This window comes from Ornithinibacillus halotolerans (genome assembly GCF_014637405.1).
Classification (GTDB): domain Bacteria; phylum Bacillota; class Bacilli; order Bacillales; family Amphibacillaceae; genus Ornithinibacillus; species Ornithinibacillus halotolerans.
In genome coordinates this window covers 122,976-137,510 of sequence record NZ_BMEY01000002.1, presented here as the reverse complement: position 1 = coordinate 137,510, position 14,535 = coordinate 122,976, and the positions used below count along the sequence as shown (strand labels likewise).

General features: G+C 37.3%; 18 protein-coding genes. 2 read left to right on the top strand and 16 right to left on the bottom strand.

Annotated features, from left to right (window positions below; all coding sequences use genetic code 11):
• Positions 1–223: 223 nt before the first annotated feature.
• The 5 genes from glyA to IEV35_RS02520 all read right to left on the bottom strand — a co-directional run bounded on the left by glyA (position 224) and on the right by IEV35_RS02520 (position 4,505).
• Complete coding sequence (gene glyA / locus IEV35_RS02540) at positions 224–1,459, bottom strand: serine hydroxymethyltransferase (protein ID WP_188383127.1); 1,236 nt, start codon at positions 1,457–1,459, stop codon at positions 224–226.
• Between the two features lie 66 nt (positions 1,460–1,525).
• Complete coding sequence (locus tag IEV35_RS02535; RefSeq protein ID WP_188383126.1) at positions 1,526–2,068, bottom strand: TIGR01440 family protein; 543 nt, start codon at positions 2,066–2,068, stop codon at positions 1,526–1,528.
• A gap of 47 nt (positions 2,069–2,115) precedes the next feature.
• Positions 2,116–2,562: a ribose 5-phosphate isomerase B gene (rpiB, locus tag IEV35_RS02530; RefSeq protein ID WP_188383125.1), complete on the bottom strand. Its 447-nt coding sequence runs from the start codon at positions 2,560–2,562 to the stop codon at positions 2,116–2,118.
• Between the two features lie 27 nt (positions 2,563–2,589).
• Positions 2,590–3,882 (bottom strand): methyl-accepting chemotaxis protein, encoded by a 1,293-nt coding sequence (locus tag IEV35_RS02525; RefSeq protein ID WP_188383124.1) that lies wholly within the window; start codon positions 3,880–3,882, stop codon positions 2,590–2,592.
• Positions 3,883–3,905: 23 nt separating this feature from the next.
• On the bottom strand, positions 3,906–4,505 hold the full coding sequence (locus IEV35_RS02520; protein WP_188383123.1) for a low molecular weight protein arginine phosphatase: 600 nt from the start codon (positions 4,503–4,505) through the stop codon (positions 3,906–3,908).
• A gap of 437 nt (positions 4,506–4,942) precedes the next feature.
• On the opposite strand from IEV35_RS02520, the gene IEV35_RS02515 reads away from it, so the two are divergent.
• Entirely contained in the window at positions 4,943–5,137 is a 195-nt protein-coding gene (locus IEV35_RS02515) for a DUF2187 family protein (RefSeq protein WP_188383122.1), read from the top strand.
• An 87-nt stretch (positions 5,138–5,224) separates the two neighbouring features.
• On the opposite strand, the gene IEV35_RS02510 is transcribed toward IEV35_RS02515, so the two are convergent.
• The 5 genes from IEV35_RS02510 to spoIIR all read right to left on the bottom strand — a co-directional run bounded on the left by IEV35_RS02510 (position 5,225) and on the right by spoIIR (position 8,681).
• The gene (locus tag IEV35_RS02510; RefSeq protein WP_188383121.1) at positions 5,225–5,761 is read right to left on the bottom strand and encodes a manganese efflux pump MntP; all 537 of its coding nucleotides are present in this window, start codon (positions 5,759–5,761) and stop codon (positions 5,225–5,227) included.
• A gap of 89 nt (positions 5,762–5,850) precedes the next feature.
• Complete coding sequence (locus IEV35_RS02505) at positions 5,851–6,213, bottom strand: hypothetical protein (protein WP_188383120.1); 363 nt, start codon at positions 6,211–6,213, stop codon at positions 5,851–5,853.
• 68 nt (positions 6,214–6,281) lie between these two features.
• Positions 6,282–7,316, bottom strand: a complete 1,035-nt coding sequence (locus IEV35_RS02500; protein ID WP_188383119.1) for an L-threonylcarbamoyladenylate synthase — start codon at positions 7,314–7,316, stop codon at positions 6,282–6,284.
• A 267-nt stretch (positions 7,317–7,583) separates the two neighbouring features.
• The gene (locus IEV35_RS02495) at positions 7,584–7,985 is read right to left on the bottom strand and encodes a GNAT family N-acetyltransferase (RefSeq protein ID WP_188383118.1); all 402 of its coding nucleotides are present in this window, start codon (positions 7,983–7,985) and stop codon (positions 7,584–7,586) included.
• A gap of 96 nt (positions 7,986–8,081) precedes the next feature.
• Positions 8,082–8,681 (bottom strand): stage II sporulation protein R, encoded by a 600-nt coding sequence (gene spoIIR / locus IEV35_RS02490; protein WP_188383117.1) that lies wholly within the window; start codon positions 8,679–8,681, stop codon positions 8,082–8,084.
• A 102-nt stretch (positions 8,682–8,783) separates the two neighbouring features.
• On the opposite strand from spoIIR, the gene IEV35_RS02485 reads away from it, so the two are divergent.
• Complete coding sequence (locus IEV35_RS02485) at positions 8,784–9,290, top strand: GNAT family N-acetyltransferase (RefSeq protein WP_188383116.1); 507 nt, start codon at positions 8,784–8,786, stop codon at positions 9,288–9,290.
• Positions 9,291–9,326: 36 nt separating this feature from the next.
• On the opposite strand, the gene IEV35_RS02480 is transcribed toward IEV35_RS02485, so the two are convergent.
• The 6 genes from IEV35_RS02480 to rho form a co-directional block, all read right to left on the bottom strand.
• Positions 9,327–9,503, bottom strand: a complete 177-nt coding sequence (locus tag IEV35_RS02480; protein WP_188383115.1) for a hypothetical protein — start codon at positions 9,501–9,503, stop codon at positions 9,327–9,329.
• A gap of 16 nt (positions 9,504–9,519) precedes the next feature.
• A complete protein-coding gene (prmC, locus tag IEV35_RS02475; RefSeq protein WP_188383114.1) occupies positions 9,520–10,371 on the bottom strand; it encodes a peptide chain release factor N(5)-glutamine methyltransferase in 852 nt (283 codons plus the stop codon).
• A 1-nt stretch (position 10,372) separates the two neighbouring features.
• Positions 10,373–11,443 carry a peptide chain release factor 1 gene (gene prfA, locus IEV35_RS02470; RefSeq protein ID WP_188383113.1) on the bottom strand — a complete coding sequence of 357 codons (1,071 nt, stop codon included), beginning with the start codon at positions 11,441–11,443 and terminating at the stop codon, positions 10,373–10,375.
• Positions 11,444–11,613: 170 nt separating this feature from the next.
• Positions 11,614–12,234 carry a thymidine kinase gene (locus IEV35_RS02465; RefSeq protein ID WP_188383112.1) on the bottom strand — a complete coding sequence of 207 codons (621 nt, stop codon included), beginning with the start codon at positions 12,232–12,234 and terminating at the stop codon, positions 11,614–11,616.
• A 161-nt stretch (positions 12,235–12,395) separates the two neighbouring features.
• On the bottom strand, positions 12,396–12,641 hold the full coding sequence (locus IEV35_RS02460; protein ID WP_188383111.1) for a type B 50S ribosomal protein L31: 246 nt from the start codon (positions 12,639–12,641) through the stop codon (positions 12,396–12,398).
• A 179-nt stretch (positions 12,642–12,820) separates the two neighbouring features.
• Positions 12,821–14,101: a transcription termination factor Rho gene (gene rho / locus IEV35_RS02455; RefSeq protein WP_188383110.1), complete on the bottom strand. Its 1,281-nt coding sequence runs from the start codon at positions 14,099–14,101 to the stop codon at positions 12,821–12,823.
• Between the last annotated feature and the right edge of the window lie 434 nt (positions 14,102–14,535).

The following is a 14,535-nucleotide window of genomic DNA, read 5'->3' as shown; positions in this document are numbered from 1 at the left end:
TTATGAGTGACCGTTACACCAAATTTCCTACTCCTACGGGCACTCATCTGACCTATGAGTGACCGTTACTCTGAATTTCCTACTCCTACGGGCACTCATCAGTTACTAACACACCAAAAATTCTCTCCCTACACCCACACCCTCCCCCAAATCAAAAGGCATACCAACTACATCAATAGTTAGTATGCCTACATAAAATCAATATTCTTCATTCAAAAACCCATTACACATATAACGGTGATTTCTCCGTTAAAGCAAGCACTCGTGCTGCTGCTTCTTTTAATACTGCTTCATCTTCATGATTCTTTAGAGTCATGGAAATAATGCTTGCGATTTCGCGCATTTCTTCTTCCTTAAATCCTCGCGTTGTAACAGCTGGCGTTCCGATACGAATGCCGCTTGTAATAAATGGACTTTCCGTATCAAACGGGATTGTGTTTTTGTTTACTGTAATTCCGATCTCATCTAGTACATGTTCAGCAGTTTTACCTGTAATTTGTAAAGGAGTGACATCTAATAATAGTAAATGGTTATCTGTTCCACCTGATACGACACGGATACCGTTTTCTACTAATGCTTCTCCAAGTACTTTTGCATTGGCGATGATTTGCTTACAATATTCTTTAAAGTCATCAGATAGTGCTTCTTTAAATGAAGTAGCTTTTGCTGCAATAATATGCATTAATGGTCCACCTTGCATACCTGGGAACACAGACTTATCAATTTTCTTCGCATATTCTTCTTTACAAAGGATCATTCCACCACGTGGTCCTCGTAAAGTTTTATGAGTTGTTGTAGTTACAAAATCAGCATATGGAACAGGATTTGGATGAAGTCCTGCTGCTACTAATCCAGCAATATGTGCCATATCTACCATTAAATATGCGCCTACTTCATCTGCGATTTCTCTAAATCTAGCAAAGTCAAGCGTACGAGAATAAGCACTTGCTCCAGCTACAATTAGTTTAGGCTTACATTCTTTCGCTTTCTCTAAAACTGTTTCATAATCCAATACTTCTGTTTCTTTTTCCACACCATATTCAACGAAATTATACAATGTACCACTGAAGTTAACTGGACTACCATGGGTCAAATGTCCACCATGGTTTAGGTTCATTCCAAGAACGGTGTCACCTGGCTCAAGAATTGTAAAGTAGACGGCCATATTCGCTTGTGCTCCGGAATGTGGCTGTACGTTAGCATGCTCTGCACCAAATAAAGCTTTCGCACGGTCACGAGCTAAGTCTTCTACTACATCGACATGCTCACATCCGCCGTAGTATCGTTTACCAGGATAACCTTCTGCATATTTATTTGTTAAAACAGATCCCATTGCTTCCATCACCGATTCAGAGACGAAATTCTCGGATGCGATTAGTTCGATTTTCGTTTGTTGACGCTTTTTTTCTGCTTCCATTGCTTCAAATAATTCCACATCAGTTTGCTTTAAATGTTCCATGTTAAATCCTCCCTGTTTTCTATATTGTTAAAAAAACACTAATACCTTACTCATTATGTACGCTTCCTATCTATACACCGCTCTGCTCCCACCGATCAATTTCGGACGGGTTTTTGCGACATTGACGCGGGCATTCCCTATGCTGCGTTGTTTCGGACGTACTGGTACAACCACTTGTTTTAAGTGCATGCCAATCATCGTCTCGCCAATATCGATGCCAGCATGTGCTTGTATATGCTCAACAACTACAGGATTCTTCATATTTTTATACGCAAAGGATGCCATTGATCCACCTGCTTTTGGTACTGGAATAACGGATACCTCATTTAACTGGTATCGCATCATCGTTTCGCGCTCGATGACTAATGCCCGGTTTAAATGTTCACAGCATTGAAATGCAAGCATAATACCCGTTTTATCTTGAAGCGCTTTCAACCCTTTAAATATTTCTGCGGCGATTTCTTCACTGCCAGCTGTTCCAATTGCCTCTCCAGCAACCTCACTTGTAGAACAACCAATGACAAAAATAGAGCCTTCCTGCAAATAATCGGCTTCTTCCAATTCGGAGATAATTGCCAAAACATCAGATTTTATTTTTTCTACTTGCATATGATCACCTTATTTAGAGAAGGAGTAAAGGATTGTCCTTCACTCCATTATTCTGTCTTACCTTCATAAGCTGTAATTTTTTCAAGACGTCTTTCATGTCTTCCACCTTCAAATTCTGTATCTAACCAAGCTTCAGCGATTTCTCTTGCTAGCCCCGGTCCGATAACACGTTCCCCTAATGCAATCATGTTGGAATTATTATGCATTCGGGTAAGTTTTGCACTATACACATCAGAAAGTAGTGCACAGCGAATTCCTTTTACTTTGTTTGCTGCAATTGACATTCCGATTCCTGTACCACAAACAAGAATACCACGGTCAAATTCACCATTTGCTACTTTTTCTGCAGCAGGGAGTGCATAGTCTGGGTAGTCTACAGACGTTTCACAACTACAACCAATATCTTCATATTCGATTCCTTTTTCTTCTAATAGACTCTTAATTTCATTACGAATAGTCATCCCTGCATGGTCACCTGAAATAATAACTCTCATTCGAAACACTCCTTCTTATGATGTATTTTATTGGACTCGGAATTTTTGAATTTGTTTTTTGAGCCCAGTTGCTTGTTCTTCTAAATCATGTACTAAATGGTCTACCGTATCAATGGAAGCAGCCTGTTCATGGATTGAAGCATTCACTTCCTCTGCTCCTGCAGAAGTTTCCTGGGCGATTGCAGCAACTTCTTGTGATTGTGCTGCTGTTGCTTGAATAGAAGCAAGCTGTTGATTCACAAGTTCAAGTATGACATCTATTTCACCTGCAACTTCTTGTACAGAACTAGACATTTGTTCAATTGTTTCATTGGTTGTAATACCATTGTTAGCTTCTTTCACTGCAAATTGAACATTTTCATTTATTTTTCTTACTACTTGATTCACATCTTCTTGGATAGCTTCAATAAGCCCAGAAATTCGTTGTACTGCTTGAGCGCTTTGATCAGCTAGTCGACGGATTTCATCGGCAACTACAGCGAATCCTTTTCCATGCTCTCCCGCACGAGCCGCTTCAATAGAAGCATTTAAAGCAAGTAAATTTGTTTGATCGGCAATCTCACCAACCATTGTAATAATGGATTCTACTAACGATGCATTCTCTTTCAAATGATTAACATCTTTTAAAGACACTTCTTGCTCATTAGCTAATTTTTGAATGCCTTCTACTAACTGATTAACGACGAGCTTACTTTTCCCTAAAGTTTCTAACATCGTCGTTGACTTCTCTTTCGATTGGCCAGCTTTTTCTTGTACTTTTTCTGCAAGAACTGTTGCTTCTTCTACTGCCTCTACTGTTTGTTGAACCGCTTCTGAGGAGTTCTCGGCTCCTTTGGAAATATCATCAATAGATGCACTAATTAACTCGGAATGTTGCGATACTTGACTTGCGGCATCACGAAGTTCAATAACCGATTGGTTTGTCGTGTTAAAATGCTTGTCTATATTATGCACCATTTCCTGTAGATTCTTTAACATCGTATTAAATGATGTGCTTAATGCACGGATTTCATCATCTGATGAAGGAATAGCAACCTCTTGATTTAAATTTCCTGCTGCCACTTCACTTGCAGCCTCTGCTAATTGGTTTAATGGTTTCGTAATAATCCTTGCAGCAAAATATGCTAACACACCAGACCAGAATATCCCTAATACTAAAATGATTAATGTATACATTTCTTTAGATATTGGCCATAATTCTTGAACGTAATCATAAAGAAAATATAGGAATAAGGCACTTGTTGAGTAGGTGATTAACGCAAGAGTTGTTGTAAATAATACAAGCTTCGAACGCAAGCCAAATCGGTATTTTTTTCGCATCTCGTTTCCCCCGAAAACTAAGTTTATATTTTTTTTATTAAGAGTTTAATATATTCTTCCAACTCATCTAGTGTTTTTTGGTACGCATCTATTTCTCCACCAAACGGGTCGGAAATATCATAGTTGATTAGACTGCTCTCTAACTGATTAATTTTCTCAATAGTTGGTCCCAATTGCTTCTTCAATTTTTCTTCTAGAAGTCGCTGATTTAATTTATGTTCATTTTCCTGGATGATTTGCATTTTCGTTTCTTCATATTCCGCATAAAGTTTTTTTATATCATTCCATATTTGATTATCGGAATCAGAGACATATTCCTTTAACGTATAGAACTTGTCTTGATAGTTAGGGAATTGCATGATAAGTGATCGCTTATGTCCAGTTGTCATTGTTAAGACAATATCTGCCCAGTTTAATAGCTTCTCACTTACTGGTTGGGAATGATGATTTAATGCTATTCCTTTATTTTCTAACACTTGAACAGCATGTTTGGAAGCTCGTTGATTCTTTGCTGCAAAAATCCCTGCCGACTTCACTTCTGCATGTGGCATGTTATTTTTTAATAATGCTTCTGCCATTGGACTTCGACAAGTATTACCAGTACATACAAATAAAATCTTCATGTATTAACCTCCAATTCCATTCGTAACGCGCAAATGGTTATTATCTAAAATATACCATAGAATACAGACAGTTGACAGAAAAGAATGATAAGCAAACACTCCAAAATTCTACCGCTCATTCCCGTCATTGAATTATTAATCTATGGGAAATCATAAGAAAAGCTTTACTCTATCAAATTGAATCTTTTAGCTTATAAATGAAGTCGAAATAGGTCGAAATACTTAGTAAAAATTCAGTGTATTATAGAAAAATGGGAATTATTAATAGTAATTTTCACTCATTCGTATTACTATAGAAAATAAGCAACATGTTATTTGTCGTTACCATTTCACTAAATATTAAATGGGCGCTTCGTAAACGTTTACATATTTATTAGTAATTTCTTATACAATATAGAGAAGTCTCATTTAGGTATAAACCTTTGGGAGGGAATAGTATGGATAAACAGGTTACAGCGAACGTAGGGGATTTAGTTTTATTTGATCGGAGAAACAACCAATATGAAGGAAAAGTTTTTCAAGTAAGGGAAAATAGTGTGTTAGTTGAGTTAGACAAAGATGCAGCTAAAGTGTTAGGGTATGAAATGCCAAATACAGTTGTTAGGCACGGAAAATATAGCATTATCGGGTAATACTTATATTACAACATTTAATATCACAAAAAGGGATCCGCTTCACCTACACCATCTAATTGGTAGGAGACGGATCCTTTTATACTTTTAAAACAAAATGTACAATCCAAATCCACACAGTATACTTCCACCTAATATTTCTCCATACGCTCCTAGTATGCCATGCACTTTTCTTCCGATGAGCATGCCAATCCAAGTTAAAACCATACTAGCCAGTCCAAAGGCGATGAGCATTAGTGCGGTCTTCATTCCAGATAGCCCTAGACTTAGACCAACGGAAAAGCTATCAATACTAACACTAAGTCCTAAAATAATTAATCCAATACCTGTTGTTCTCGTAACTTTCTTTTCTTCACGATTAAAAGCGGAAAATAGCATATGAGCACCAATACCAAATAGTAGCAATCCACCTGCAAGCAAGGTCCAGTCACCAATCTGTGCTGATATAAATTTACCAACTACAATGCCTAAAAAGGGCATTATAATATGAAAGAGTCCGATTATGATGCCAATAAAGGCGATTCGCTTTAGTCTTATACGCTGCATCCCAAGTCCAAGACTTACAGAAAATGCATCCATTCCTATTGCTGTTGCCATCACGATAATTGAAATTAATTCACCCATGAATTCTCCTCCTCGGACATGCCTTTTACACTATATGTTTTAGTGAAAAGGAATATAACCGGGATATTCATGGGAGAAACTAAGTTTCGTTAATAATTACTTTGAAATTTTTCTGGCAGCATACCTCGTAATTTTGAAAATTTCACTACTGCACTAATCGTAGTAATGAGTAGTAAAGATACTACTGCTACAATTTTATATTCAAAATTAATGAAATTAAACCAAGCGATACTTAAGAAGAATATGAAAGCGATGGTTAAGACATATGGAAAGATTAATATGTAATACAACCCTTTTCCTTTTCGATAGGAAAACACTGTATTCCACTTCACTTCATTCATATTAAATCGCTTTTTCATAAACGAGAAAAATAATAAAACAAAGCCCACATATGTTAAGGAACCAATGATACTTAATAAAAGATAAGAGGCGATAAAAATGATAATGTCCATGACCCATCCTCCTAGGTAAATTGGTATACTATATATACGATTTATAAGAAGAAAAGTTTCATCATCATTTACTCTTCCACATACCTACTCGCCGCTTTTTTCAGCCGATTCATTATCGCCTGTCCAATGCCGATTTGTGGATAGGTCTCGCAAAGGATGATATCCACATCACCTTGTTTATACTTCCTTAGCCCATCGTAAAGACTTGCTGCTACATCTTCCAACGATTCTCCAAGTGAAATACTTTGCTGAACTTCTAGTTTTTCTAATGTATTCCGATTAGCAAGAATACCAACTTGCTTCCCTTCTGCAACTAGCTCATCGTAAACAGCTTGTAACCGAGCACTTCCCCCTTCTACTAACCACATAGGAACATCCGGAGAATAATGTCTATATTTCATTCCAGGTGCTTTCGGTTTTTCCTTTGAATCGGCATGTAATAATGCAGGATCCACCATCACCGTTCCTACGACCTCTTCTAATTCCTCTTTTGAAATTCCACCTGGTCTAAGGATAATGGGGATATCTTGTGTACAATCGACAACAGTTGATTCCACACCGACACCAGTTGGACCACCATCAACAAGTCCATTGATTCTACCAGCTAAATCTTCCCACACATGATCAGCCGTCGTCGGGCTAGGCTTTCCTGATAGATTCGCACTTGGTGCAGCAATTGGTGTATTACAAGCTCGAAGTAGAGCTAATGCAACTGGATGACTCGGAATTCGTACGCCGACTGTTGATAATCCAGCTGTTACATTTGCAGCACTTGTACCATTACTTGTTAAGACATATGTAATCGGCCCGGGAGAAAAAGTCTCGATTAATTTGTCCACATAAGCAGGAACATCGTTAACTAATTGCATTAACTGTTCCTTTGTAGCAACATGTGCAATTAGTGGATTATCTTGGGGACGACCTTTTGCTTTAAAAATCTTCGCTACCGCTTCCTCATTTGTTGCATCTGCCCCAAGCCCATATACGGTTTCAGTTGGAAAGGCAACTGTTCCACCTGAAGTTAACTCGTTTGCCGCTTCTATAATCATTCTTTCATTCTGTTCTTTGTTCGTATCCACATTCCAACGTTTTGTTTCTATCATACGTAAAGTCCCTCTTTTCCTTTTCTCATTTTATCTGAAAGGAAAATGTTTAGCAAAACAATATGGTTATCCACAAAATTAAAAGAAAACCCGTAGACTTATCCACAGGTTTTGCAAACAAACGTTTGATTAATTTTATATATACACATGTTTTCCACTAAAAATACACTTATCGACAGTTTTCTCACAACTTGTGCACAGGCCCTTGTGGATTATGTGTATAAATAATATATTATTCTGTCATGTATACGCTTTACTGAAATTTCTTTAGGAAACTTCATACGCCCACCAGTTTCCACCTTTTCGGTTCATCTTATTCACAAGGAGTGCTTCCTTTTGTGGATGGAATTGTAAAGCCCCCAATAAAATATCCACAACTGGTTGGTGGCTATGCACATAAAGCTTTTTCGCTTGTTTCGTTTTTGAAAACACAATGATCGTTTCTAATAGTACAGGTAGGTTTTGAGCTGCTTCTTTTGCGATATAAAGCTGTTTTAACCAGTAAACTCCCTCCTCTACGGTAGAGAGGACAAAACACCCTTTAATATCATCACCAATTTCAACAACATACCCTTCTTTTATTAAGCTTTCATAATCCACTTGATCCGTTGTTTTAAGAAATGCTTCCATTCTTTCTTGTTCTACTTCATTTGCTGCAATTAGTTTCATTCTTACACCCCTATCCATGGTTAGCATGTTTATTTACTATAAATTCCATTTTCTAGAATCTCTCTTTTCTATCATCTTATGCACAAATTTCTAAATCTATGACAATCCTAACCATTCTAATAGGAAAAATTTAATCTTTAATCCTGTATCTTGCTCTGCTTCTTCTTCAAATCCACCTGGGCTTGCATCTGCCACACTAATACCACTAGCAAAATCTAAAAAGCATAGAGGAGGAAATAAAACACACCACCAATTCGAACCATCGCCCTCACCAATTGTAATTAGAATTGCTTCATATTCACCTGCTGGGTATAAGTAGGAACCATATATTTTCGTTGGGAAGCTTACACTATCATTATATTCTACGTCAAAATCACGATTTTCCCCTTGTTCCTCTAATGTTTGTTTGACAATTTCACTTATTTCTGGGATTCTATTTTCTAACAATGTTCTTGCCTCTTCAATATCTGTTATATGTGCAACCCATTCGGTAATTGCTGCATTTACATTATCACGGACTGCCTGCTTGATTTGTTGATCTTTGTCATTATCGCTATTCGCTAAGATCCGTAAGCGTATCGCATCATCAGGTATCACTTCATAATCTTGATTATTATTTTCTTTACTTTGACCATTGATTGGTAAAGTTAGTGCTATCATAATTAGAATTATTATTCCAATTCCAAGTTTTTTCATTTTCCCGTCCCCCAATCTTGATTTAGTCACAGTATGGACAGGCGGGAAACTTTTTAAACTAGTAATCTAGTTTTTTAAAAAAATAGTTTAGGAGGATATCTAATGAATGTTCGTGTAGCAACGATTCAAGACGCAAAAGGAATTGCTAGAGTACATGTAGATAGTTGGCGTACGACGTATAAGGGGATTGTTCCAAATTCATTTTTAGAAAATATGTCTTATGCGGACCGAGAAGAAAGATGGAAGGAAATGATACCACATCATCAAGTTTTTGTTGCTGAAAATGAAGCTGGTGAAATTGTTGGTTTTTCAAGTGGTGGATTAGAGCGATTCGGAAAATATCCTGATTACCAAGGTGAAGTATATGCCATTTATATACTAGAGCAATATCAAGGACTCGGCCTAGGAACAAAATTACTTGAACCTATTGTTCAGTATTTAAAAGAAAATGGGATTAATCGTATGTTGGTATTAGTATTAGCGGAAAATAGTGCAACTTATTTTTATGAATCATTAGGAGCAAAACGAATTGGGACGGAAGAGTTAGAAATTGCTGGGAAGAAGTTAGTAGAATTCGTTTATGGGTGGGAAGATTTAAGTGAGTTTTAGTAGGCGCATCCTTTTTCTAGGATACGCCTTCTCCACTCAGATTTGTTTTCTTTTACAAATTATAAGTAGTGCAGTTCCGATACAAAGTGCACCAATTCCATTAAAGACTACGCTTTTTATGTTCGTGTTCCAATGGATGACTACTTGTCCTACCATACAGATGAAGAGAATTACTAAAAGTGTGGCCATCCATTTTGATTGAATATAGTTCATGTAGTGTGCCCCCGATTTAAAATCCTGTTGCAAATACCATTCGATCTTTGCCATTCATATCTTTTTCTACTGTAACTGTGACATAGGGAAATTCTTCATTAATTATTTGTTTCACGTCTTCCCCTTGTAAATAACCAATTTCAAAAGCAACTAGTCCACCTGGTTTCATGACATGGTGAAGCTGTTTGACAATCTGTTTATAGGCAGCTAGTCCATTGTCTTTGGCAAATAGGGCAAGTTCTGGATCAAAATTTACTACCGTATCCGATAGTTCCGGACGTTCTGCTTCTGAAATATACGGCGGGTTGGAGACAACCATATCTGCTTGAATTTGCTCAGCAATGACAGGCGCTAAAAAGTCCCCTTGTAAAAACGTGACACGTGCTTGCAGGTTATTCGCATTTCTCTCCGCAGTTCTTAATGCCTCTTGTGATATATCTGTAGCATATACAGTAGCATGTGGTATCTCTAGTGCTAACGTAGTTGCAATAATCCCACTTCCCGTTCCTACATCCACAATAGTAACCGGTATATCTTTTGCAGTTTGAGAAATGATACGCTGAACCAATTCCTCTGTTTCTTGTCGTGGAATAAGGACATGATTATTTACGAAAAACTTTCTACCATAAAATTCTTCATACCCGATTAGATGTTGAACTGGAACTCCTGTTTCCACATGATTCATAATATCTTCCTGGAACCTCTCGATCACTTCTCGAGGAATATCTTCACGCATTTGGGCAAAATACTGTGTTCGATTAACCCCTAGATGATGCTGAAGTAATAGGTCAGCAACTCGACGTTCCCGATTATTTTTTTCTAAAAAAAGAGAAGCCCAATTTAGGACTTCGTATTGTTTTTTACTCATATTATTCACCGATTTGCTCTAGTTTTTTCGCTTGTTCTTCTAAAATAAGTGCATCTATAACTTCATTTAGCTTACCTTCTAGTATTTGGTCTAGCTTTTGAATCGTTAGACCAATACGGTGATCGGTTACACGGTTTTGTGGGAAGTTATACGTTCGAATTCGTTCCGAGCGGTCCCCAGTACCAACCGCGGATTTACGATGTTCATCATATTCTGCCTGTGCTTCTTGTTGGAATTTATCATAAACACGAGCACGTAAGATTTTCATCGCTTTTTCTTTGTTTTTAATTTGTGACTTTTCATCTTGCATCGAAACAACGATCCCTGTCGGTAAGTGTGTTAAACGTACAGCAGACATTGTTGTGTTAACACTTTGCCCACCAGGACCACTGGAAGCAAATAAATCGACACGAATATCTTTATCATGTAATTCTACTTCTACTTCTTCTGCTTCTGGTAATACCGCAACAGTTGCAGTCGACGTATGAATTCGGCCACCAGATTCTGTCTCTGGTACACGTTGTACACGGTGTGCACCATTTTCATATTTCAGACGAGAATAAGCACCTTGTCCTTTTACCATGAAAATTACTTCTTTATATCCACCTACACCAGTTGTGTGAGCATCCATCACTTCTGTTTTCCAGCCTTGGCTTTCTGCATATCTTGTATACATACGGAATAGGTCACCAGCAAATAAAGCTGCCTCATCACCACCAGCTGCACCACGAATTTCAACGAAAACGTCCTTATCATCATTCGGGTCTTTCGGTAAAAGAAGGATTTTCATTCTTTCCTCTAGCTCTTCTTTTGCTTTTGATAGCTCAGAGATCTCTGCTTTTGCCATATCTTGCATTTCTTTGTCCGACTCTTCCTCGAGCATCTCTTTAGCACCTTGGAGTTCTTCCGTCACATCTTTATATTCACGATAAGCCTGCACAACATCTTCCAGTCCAGACTGTTCTTTGGAATACTCACGTAACTTATTCGTATCACTTATAACTTCCGGATCACTCAATAATTCGTTCAGTTTATTATAACGATCTTCTAACGTTTGTAATCGATCTAACATCACGTTCACCTCACTCAGATTAACATTCTAATTATAGTATACAGAGGAGGGAAGGTCAAAGTTCTTTTTGAGAAAGTGCAGGATACATTACGAATGAACATCATAACTTTTTCTTCACTCCTCTATTCATGAAACATGAAAAAAGGCACCCTACTATAAGGGTGCGCTCATTACTCACTAACATTCATTAACTTTTTCATTCCGACACTAGTTGGGCGATTTGGGACATCATGATGGTGACGACATCTTGGTTCATAAGATTCGGATGCACCTACTAAGATGATCGGATCATTGTAAGATGCAGGTTGTCCATTAATTAAGCGCTGTGTGCGGCTTGCGGGAGATCCGCAGATTGGGCAAATGGCATTTAGTTTTGAAACTGATTCAGCTAGAGCCATTAACTCAGGCATAGGACCAAATGGTTCACCGCGGAAGTCTTGGTCAAGGCCAGCTGCAATAACACGGATCCCACGATCAGCTAACTGCTCTGCAACATAAACAATGTCTTCATCGAAAAATTGTGCTTCATCGATTCCGACTATTTCTACATTTTCATGGAGCTTGTCAAAAATTTCAGAGGAATTACTTACTGGAAATGCTTCAACTGCCGTACCATTATGAGATACAACAGCAACATCATCATATCGGTTGTCAATCGCAGGTTTAAAAACTTGAACTTGTTGGTTAGCAAAAGTTGCTCTTCTTACTCGACGGATTAGCTCCTCGGATTTACCGGAAAACATGCTGCCACAGATTACTTCTAGCCAGCCGCTTTGCTTCATAACATACATGTTCTGGGATCTCCCTTCGTTTCTTCATCTATAGTTTCAATCATTTATTATTTAAGTATTTAAATAAAAAACAGGCAAAGCATAATCGATTTGCCTGTTTTTTGATGAAATGAGTAAACTCAAATCAAATTTCTATCAGTTGGTGTACAGAACCACCAATTTTATTTCATATTATATTTCTTCTTGAAGCGATCCACACGTCCACCAACAGTGTCAGCTTTTTGCTTACCTGTGTAGAATGGATGTGATTCAGAGCTGATTTCCACACGAATTAATGGGTATGTGTTTCCATCTTCCCATTCGATTGTTTCGTTAGAGCTCTTAGTTGATCCACTTAAGAATTTGAAATCAGAACTAGTATCTAGAAATACAACTTTTTTGTATTCTGGATGAATTCCTTCTTTCATTTCATTCACTCCTTCTGCCCTGAATCCTTAGGAAACAGAGTTAATTTAAGAGCAAAGTTAGGCATATACCTTACCTTTTCTAAACTCACTAAAAAATTATAACAGTCTAAAGAACAGTTTGCAATAGATAAAAAGCCTTTTCCTTAAGAAATTATTTCCTATATCTACTACTAGTATGCCTATCTACTAGCTCGTTTACGCTGCATTTCTTCTTCTAATTTTTGTAAGAATTCATCATTCGTTTCTGATAATTTTAGTTTTTTCAAGAAACGATCTAAGAAATCCGGTGTATCTTGCATCGTTTTACGAATTGCCCACATTTTATCTAACTGACTTTTCGAAACTAACAACTCTTCTTTACGAGTACCTGAACGTAAAATATCGATGGCAGGGAAAATTCGACGGTTCGCAAGGTTACGGTCTAGATGCAGTTCCATATTACCTGTACCTTTGAATTCCTCGTAAATAACGTCATCCATACGGGAGCCAGTGTCAACTAAAGCTGTTGCTAAAATAGTAAAACTTCCACCCTCTTCAATATTACGAGCAGCACCGAAGAAACGTTTTGGACGGTGGAATGCTGCAGGGTCGATACCACCTGATAATGTACGACCACTCGGTGGAATGACTAAGTTATACGCCCGTGCTAAACGAGTAATACTATCCATTAATACGATGACATCGCGCTTATGCTCTACTAAACGCATGGCACGCTCTAATACTAATTCGGATACTTTAATATGGTTTTCTGGTACTTCATCAAATGTGGAACTAACTACATCCACATCTGGGCTCACCGAACGCTCAATATCAGTTACCTCTTCCGGACGCTCGTCCACAAGTAGGATAATCAATTTTGCTTCTGGGTGATTTCTAGTAATGCTATTGGCAATTTCTTTTAATAACATTGTTTTACCAGCTTTTGGCGGTGCAACGATTAATCCACGCTGTCCAAATCCTACTGGTGCCATTAAATCCATAATTCTTGTCGATAATTTATTCGGGTTTGTTTCCAGTTTCATAATACGATCTGGATATAGAGCCGTTAATGCTGGGAAATGAACACGTTCTTTCGAAGAATCAGGGTCTTCTCCATTTACCGCATCAACATGCAATAGACCATAATAACGTTCATTTTCCTTTGGAGGGCGAACTTTCCCAGAAACTTTATCCCCATTTCTTAAATCAAAACGGCGGATTTGAGATGCAGAAATATAAATATCCTCTGCACTTGGTGAATAGTTAATTGGTCTTAAGAAACCAAATCCTTCTGAAGGAATAATTTCTAAAATACCATCCATAAATAAGAACCCGTCTTTCTCCGCTTGAGCTTTTAAAATGGAGAAAATTAGTTCTTTCTTCGTTAATTTTGCGTAATAGGATACTTTATATTCTCTTGCTAGAGCATAGATTTCTTTCAATGTTAATTCTTGTAACTTGCTCAATGTTAATTCAGCCATTTATACACCACGCCTATTCCTATACATATTTACTATTTTGCTAGATATATTATCTATGTAATCCACTTTGGTATAAACACTTTGATAAGGCTAATCTGATTATTATCCTTGCATGCTGCTTCTTGATGTGAATTCTTTAAAAAGAAGGGAAGAAAAGTTTAGAAGCTAGAATAGAAGTTTAATGAAATCCTCTCAGGCGAGAAAATTATAATTTACAATTTTTTCTTTATTTCGTATATTAACCAAACAACACTTATCTTAAACATTTACAATGTTAAACGTTTTATCAGGATTATTCAATACTTTTTTTAACGTTTGGAAAATATTTGTTAAATGAAATGATGTAGGAAAATTGTTATGGAAATTGGTATCCCCCTACTCGGTATAGGTTCATGATACCTAATTCTAATGAATTATATGAAAAGAGGGTGAAG

Bases quoted from the DNA above. Each gene is read 5' to 3' on its own strand.
- glyA (WP_188383127.1), bottom strand. From the start codon at position 1,459: ATGGAACATTTAAAGCAAACTGATGTGGAATTATTTGAAGCAATGGAA.
- IEV35_RS02535 (WP_188383126.1), bottom strand. From the start codon at position 2,068: ATGCAAGTAGAAAAAATAAAATCTGATGTTTTGGCAATTATCTCCGAA.
- rpiB (WP_188383125.1), bottom strand. From the start codon at position 2,562: ATGAGAGTTATTATTTCAGGTGACCATGCAGGGATGACTATTCGTAAT.
- IEV35_RS02525 (WP_188383124.1), bottom strand. From the start codon at position 3,882: ATGCGAAAAAAATACCGATTTGGCTTGCGTTCGAAGCTTGTATTATTT.
- IEV35_RS02520 (WP_188383123.1), bottom strand. From the start codon at position 4,505: ATGAAGATTTTATTTGTATGTACTGGTAATACTTGTCGAAGTCCAATG.
- IEV35_RS02515 (WP_188383122.1), top strand. From the start codon at position 4,943: ATGGATAAACAGGTTACAGCGAACGTAGGGGATTTAGTTTTATTTGAT.
- IEV35_RS02510 (WP_188383121.1), bottom strand. From the start codon at position 5,761: ATGGGTGAATTAATTTCAATTATCGTGATGGCAACAGCAATAGGAATG.
- IEV35_RS02505 (WP_188383120.1), bottom strand. From the start codon at position 6,213: ATGGACATTATCATTTTTATCGCCTCTTATCTTTTATTAAGTATCATT.
- IEV35_RS02500 (WP_188383119.1), bottom strand. From the start codon at position 7,316: ATGATAGAAACAAAACGTTGGAATGTGGATACGAACAAAGAACAGAAT.
- IEV35_RS02495 (WP_188383118.1), bottom strand. From the start codon at position 7,985: ATGAAACTAATTGCAGCAAATGAAGTAGAACAAGAAAGAATGGAAGCA.
- spoIIR (WP_188383117.1), bottom strand. From the start codon at position 8,681: ATGAAAAAACTTGGAATTGGAATAATAATTCTAATTATGATAGCACTA.
- IEV35_RS02485 (WP_188383116.1), top strand. From the start codon at position 8,784: ATGAATGTTCGTGTAGCAACGATTCAAGACGCAAAAGGAATTGCTAGA.
- IEV35_RS02480 (WP_188383115.1), bottom strand. From the start codon at position 9,503: ATGAACTATATTCAATCAAAATGGATGGCCACACTTTTAGTAATTCTC.
- prmC (WP_188383114.1), bottom strand. From the start codon at position 10,371: ATGAGTAAAAAACAATACGAAGTCCTAAATTGGGCTTCTCTTTTTTTA.
- prfA (WP_188383113.1), bottom strand. From the start codon at position 11,443: ATGTTAGATCGATTACAAACGTTAGAAGATCGTTATAATAAACTGAAC.
- IEV35_RS02465 (WP_188383112.1), bottom strand. From the start codon at position 12,234: ATGTATGTTATGAAGCAAAGCGGCTGGCTAGAAGTAATCTGTGGCAGC.
- IEV35_RS02460 (WP_188383111.1), bottom strand. From the start codon at position 12,641: ATGAAAGAAGGAATTCATCCAGAATACAAAAAAGTTGTATTTCTAGAT.
- rho (WP_188383110.1), bottom strand. From the start codon at position 14,101: ATGGCTGAATTAACATTGAGCAAGTTACAAGAATTAACATTGAAAGAA.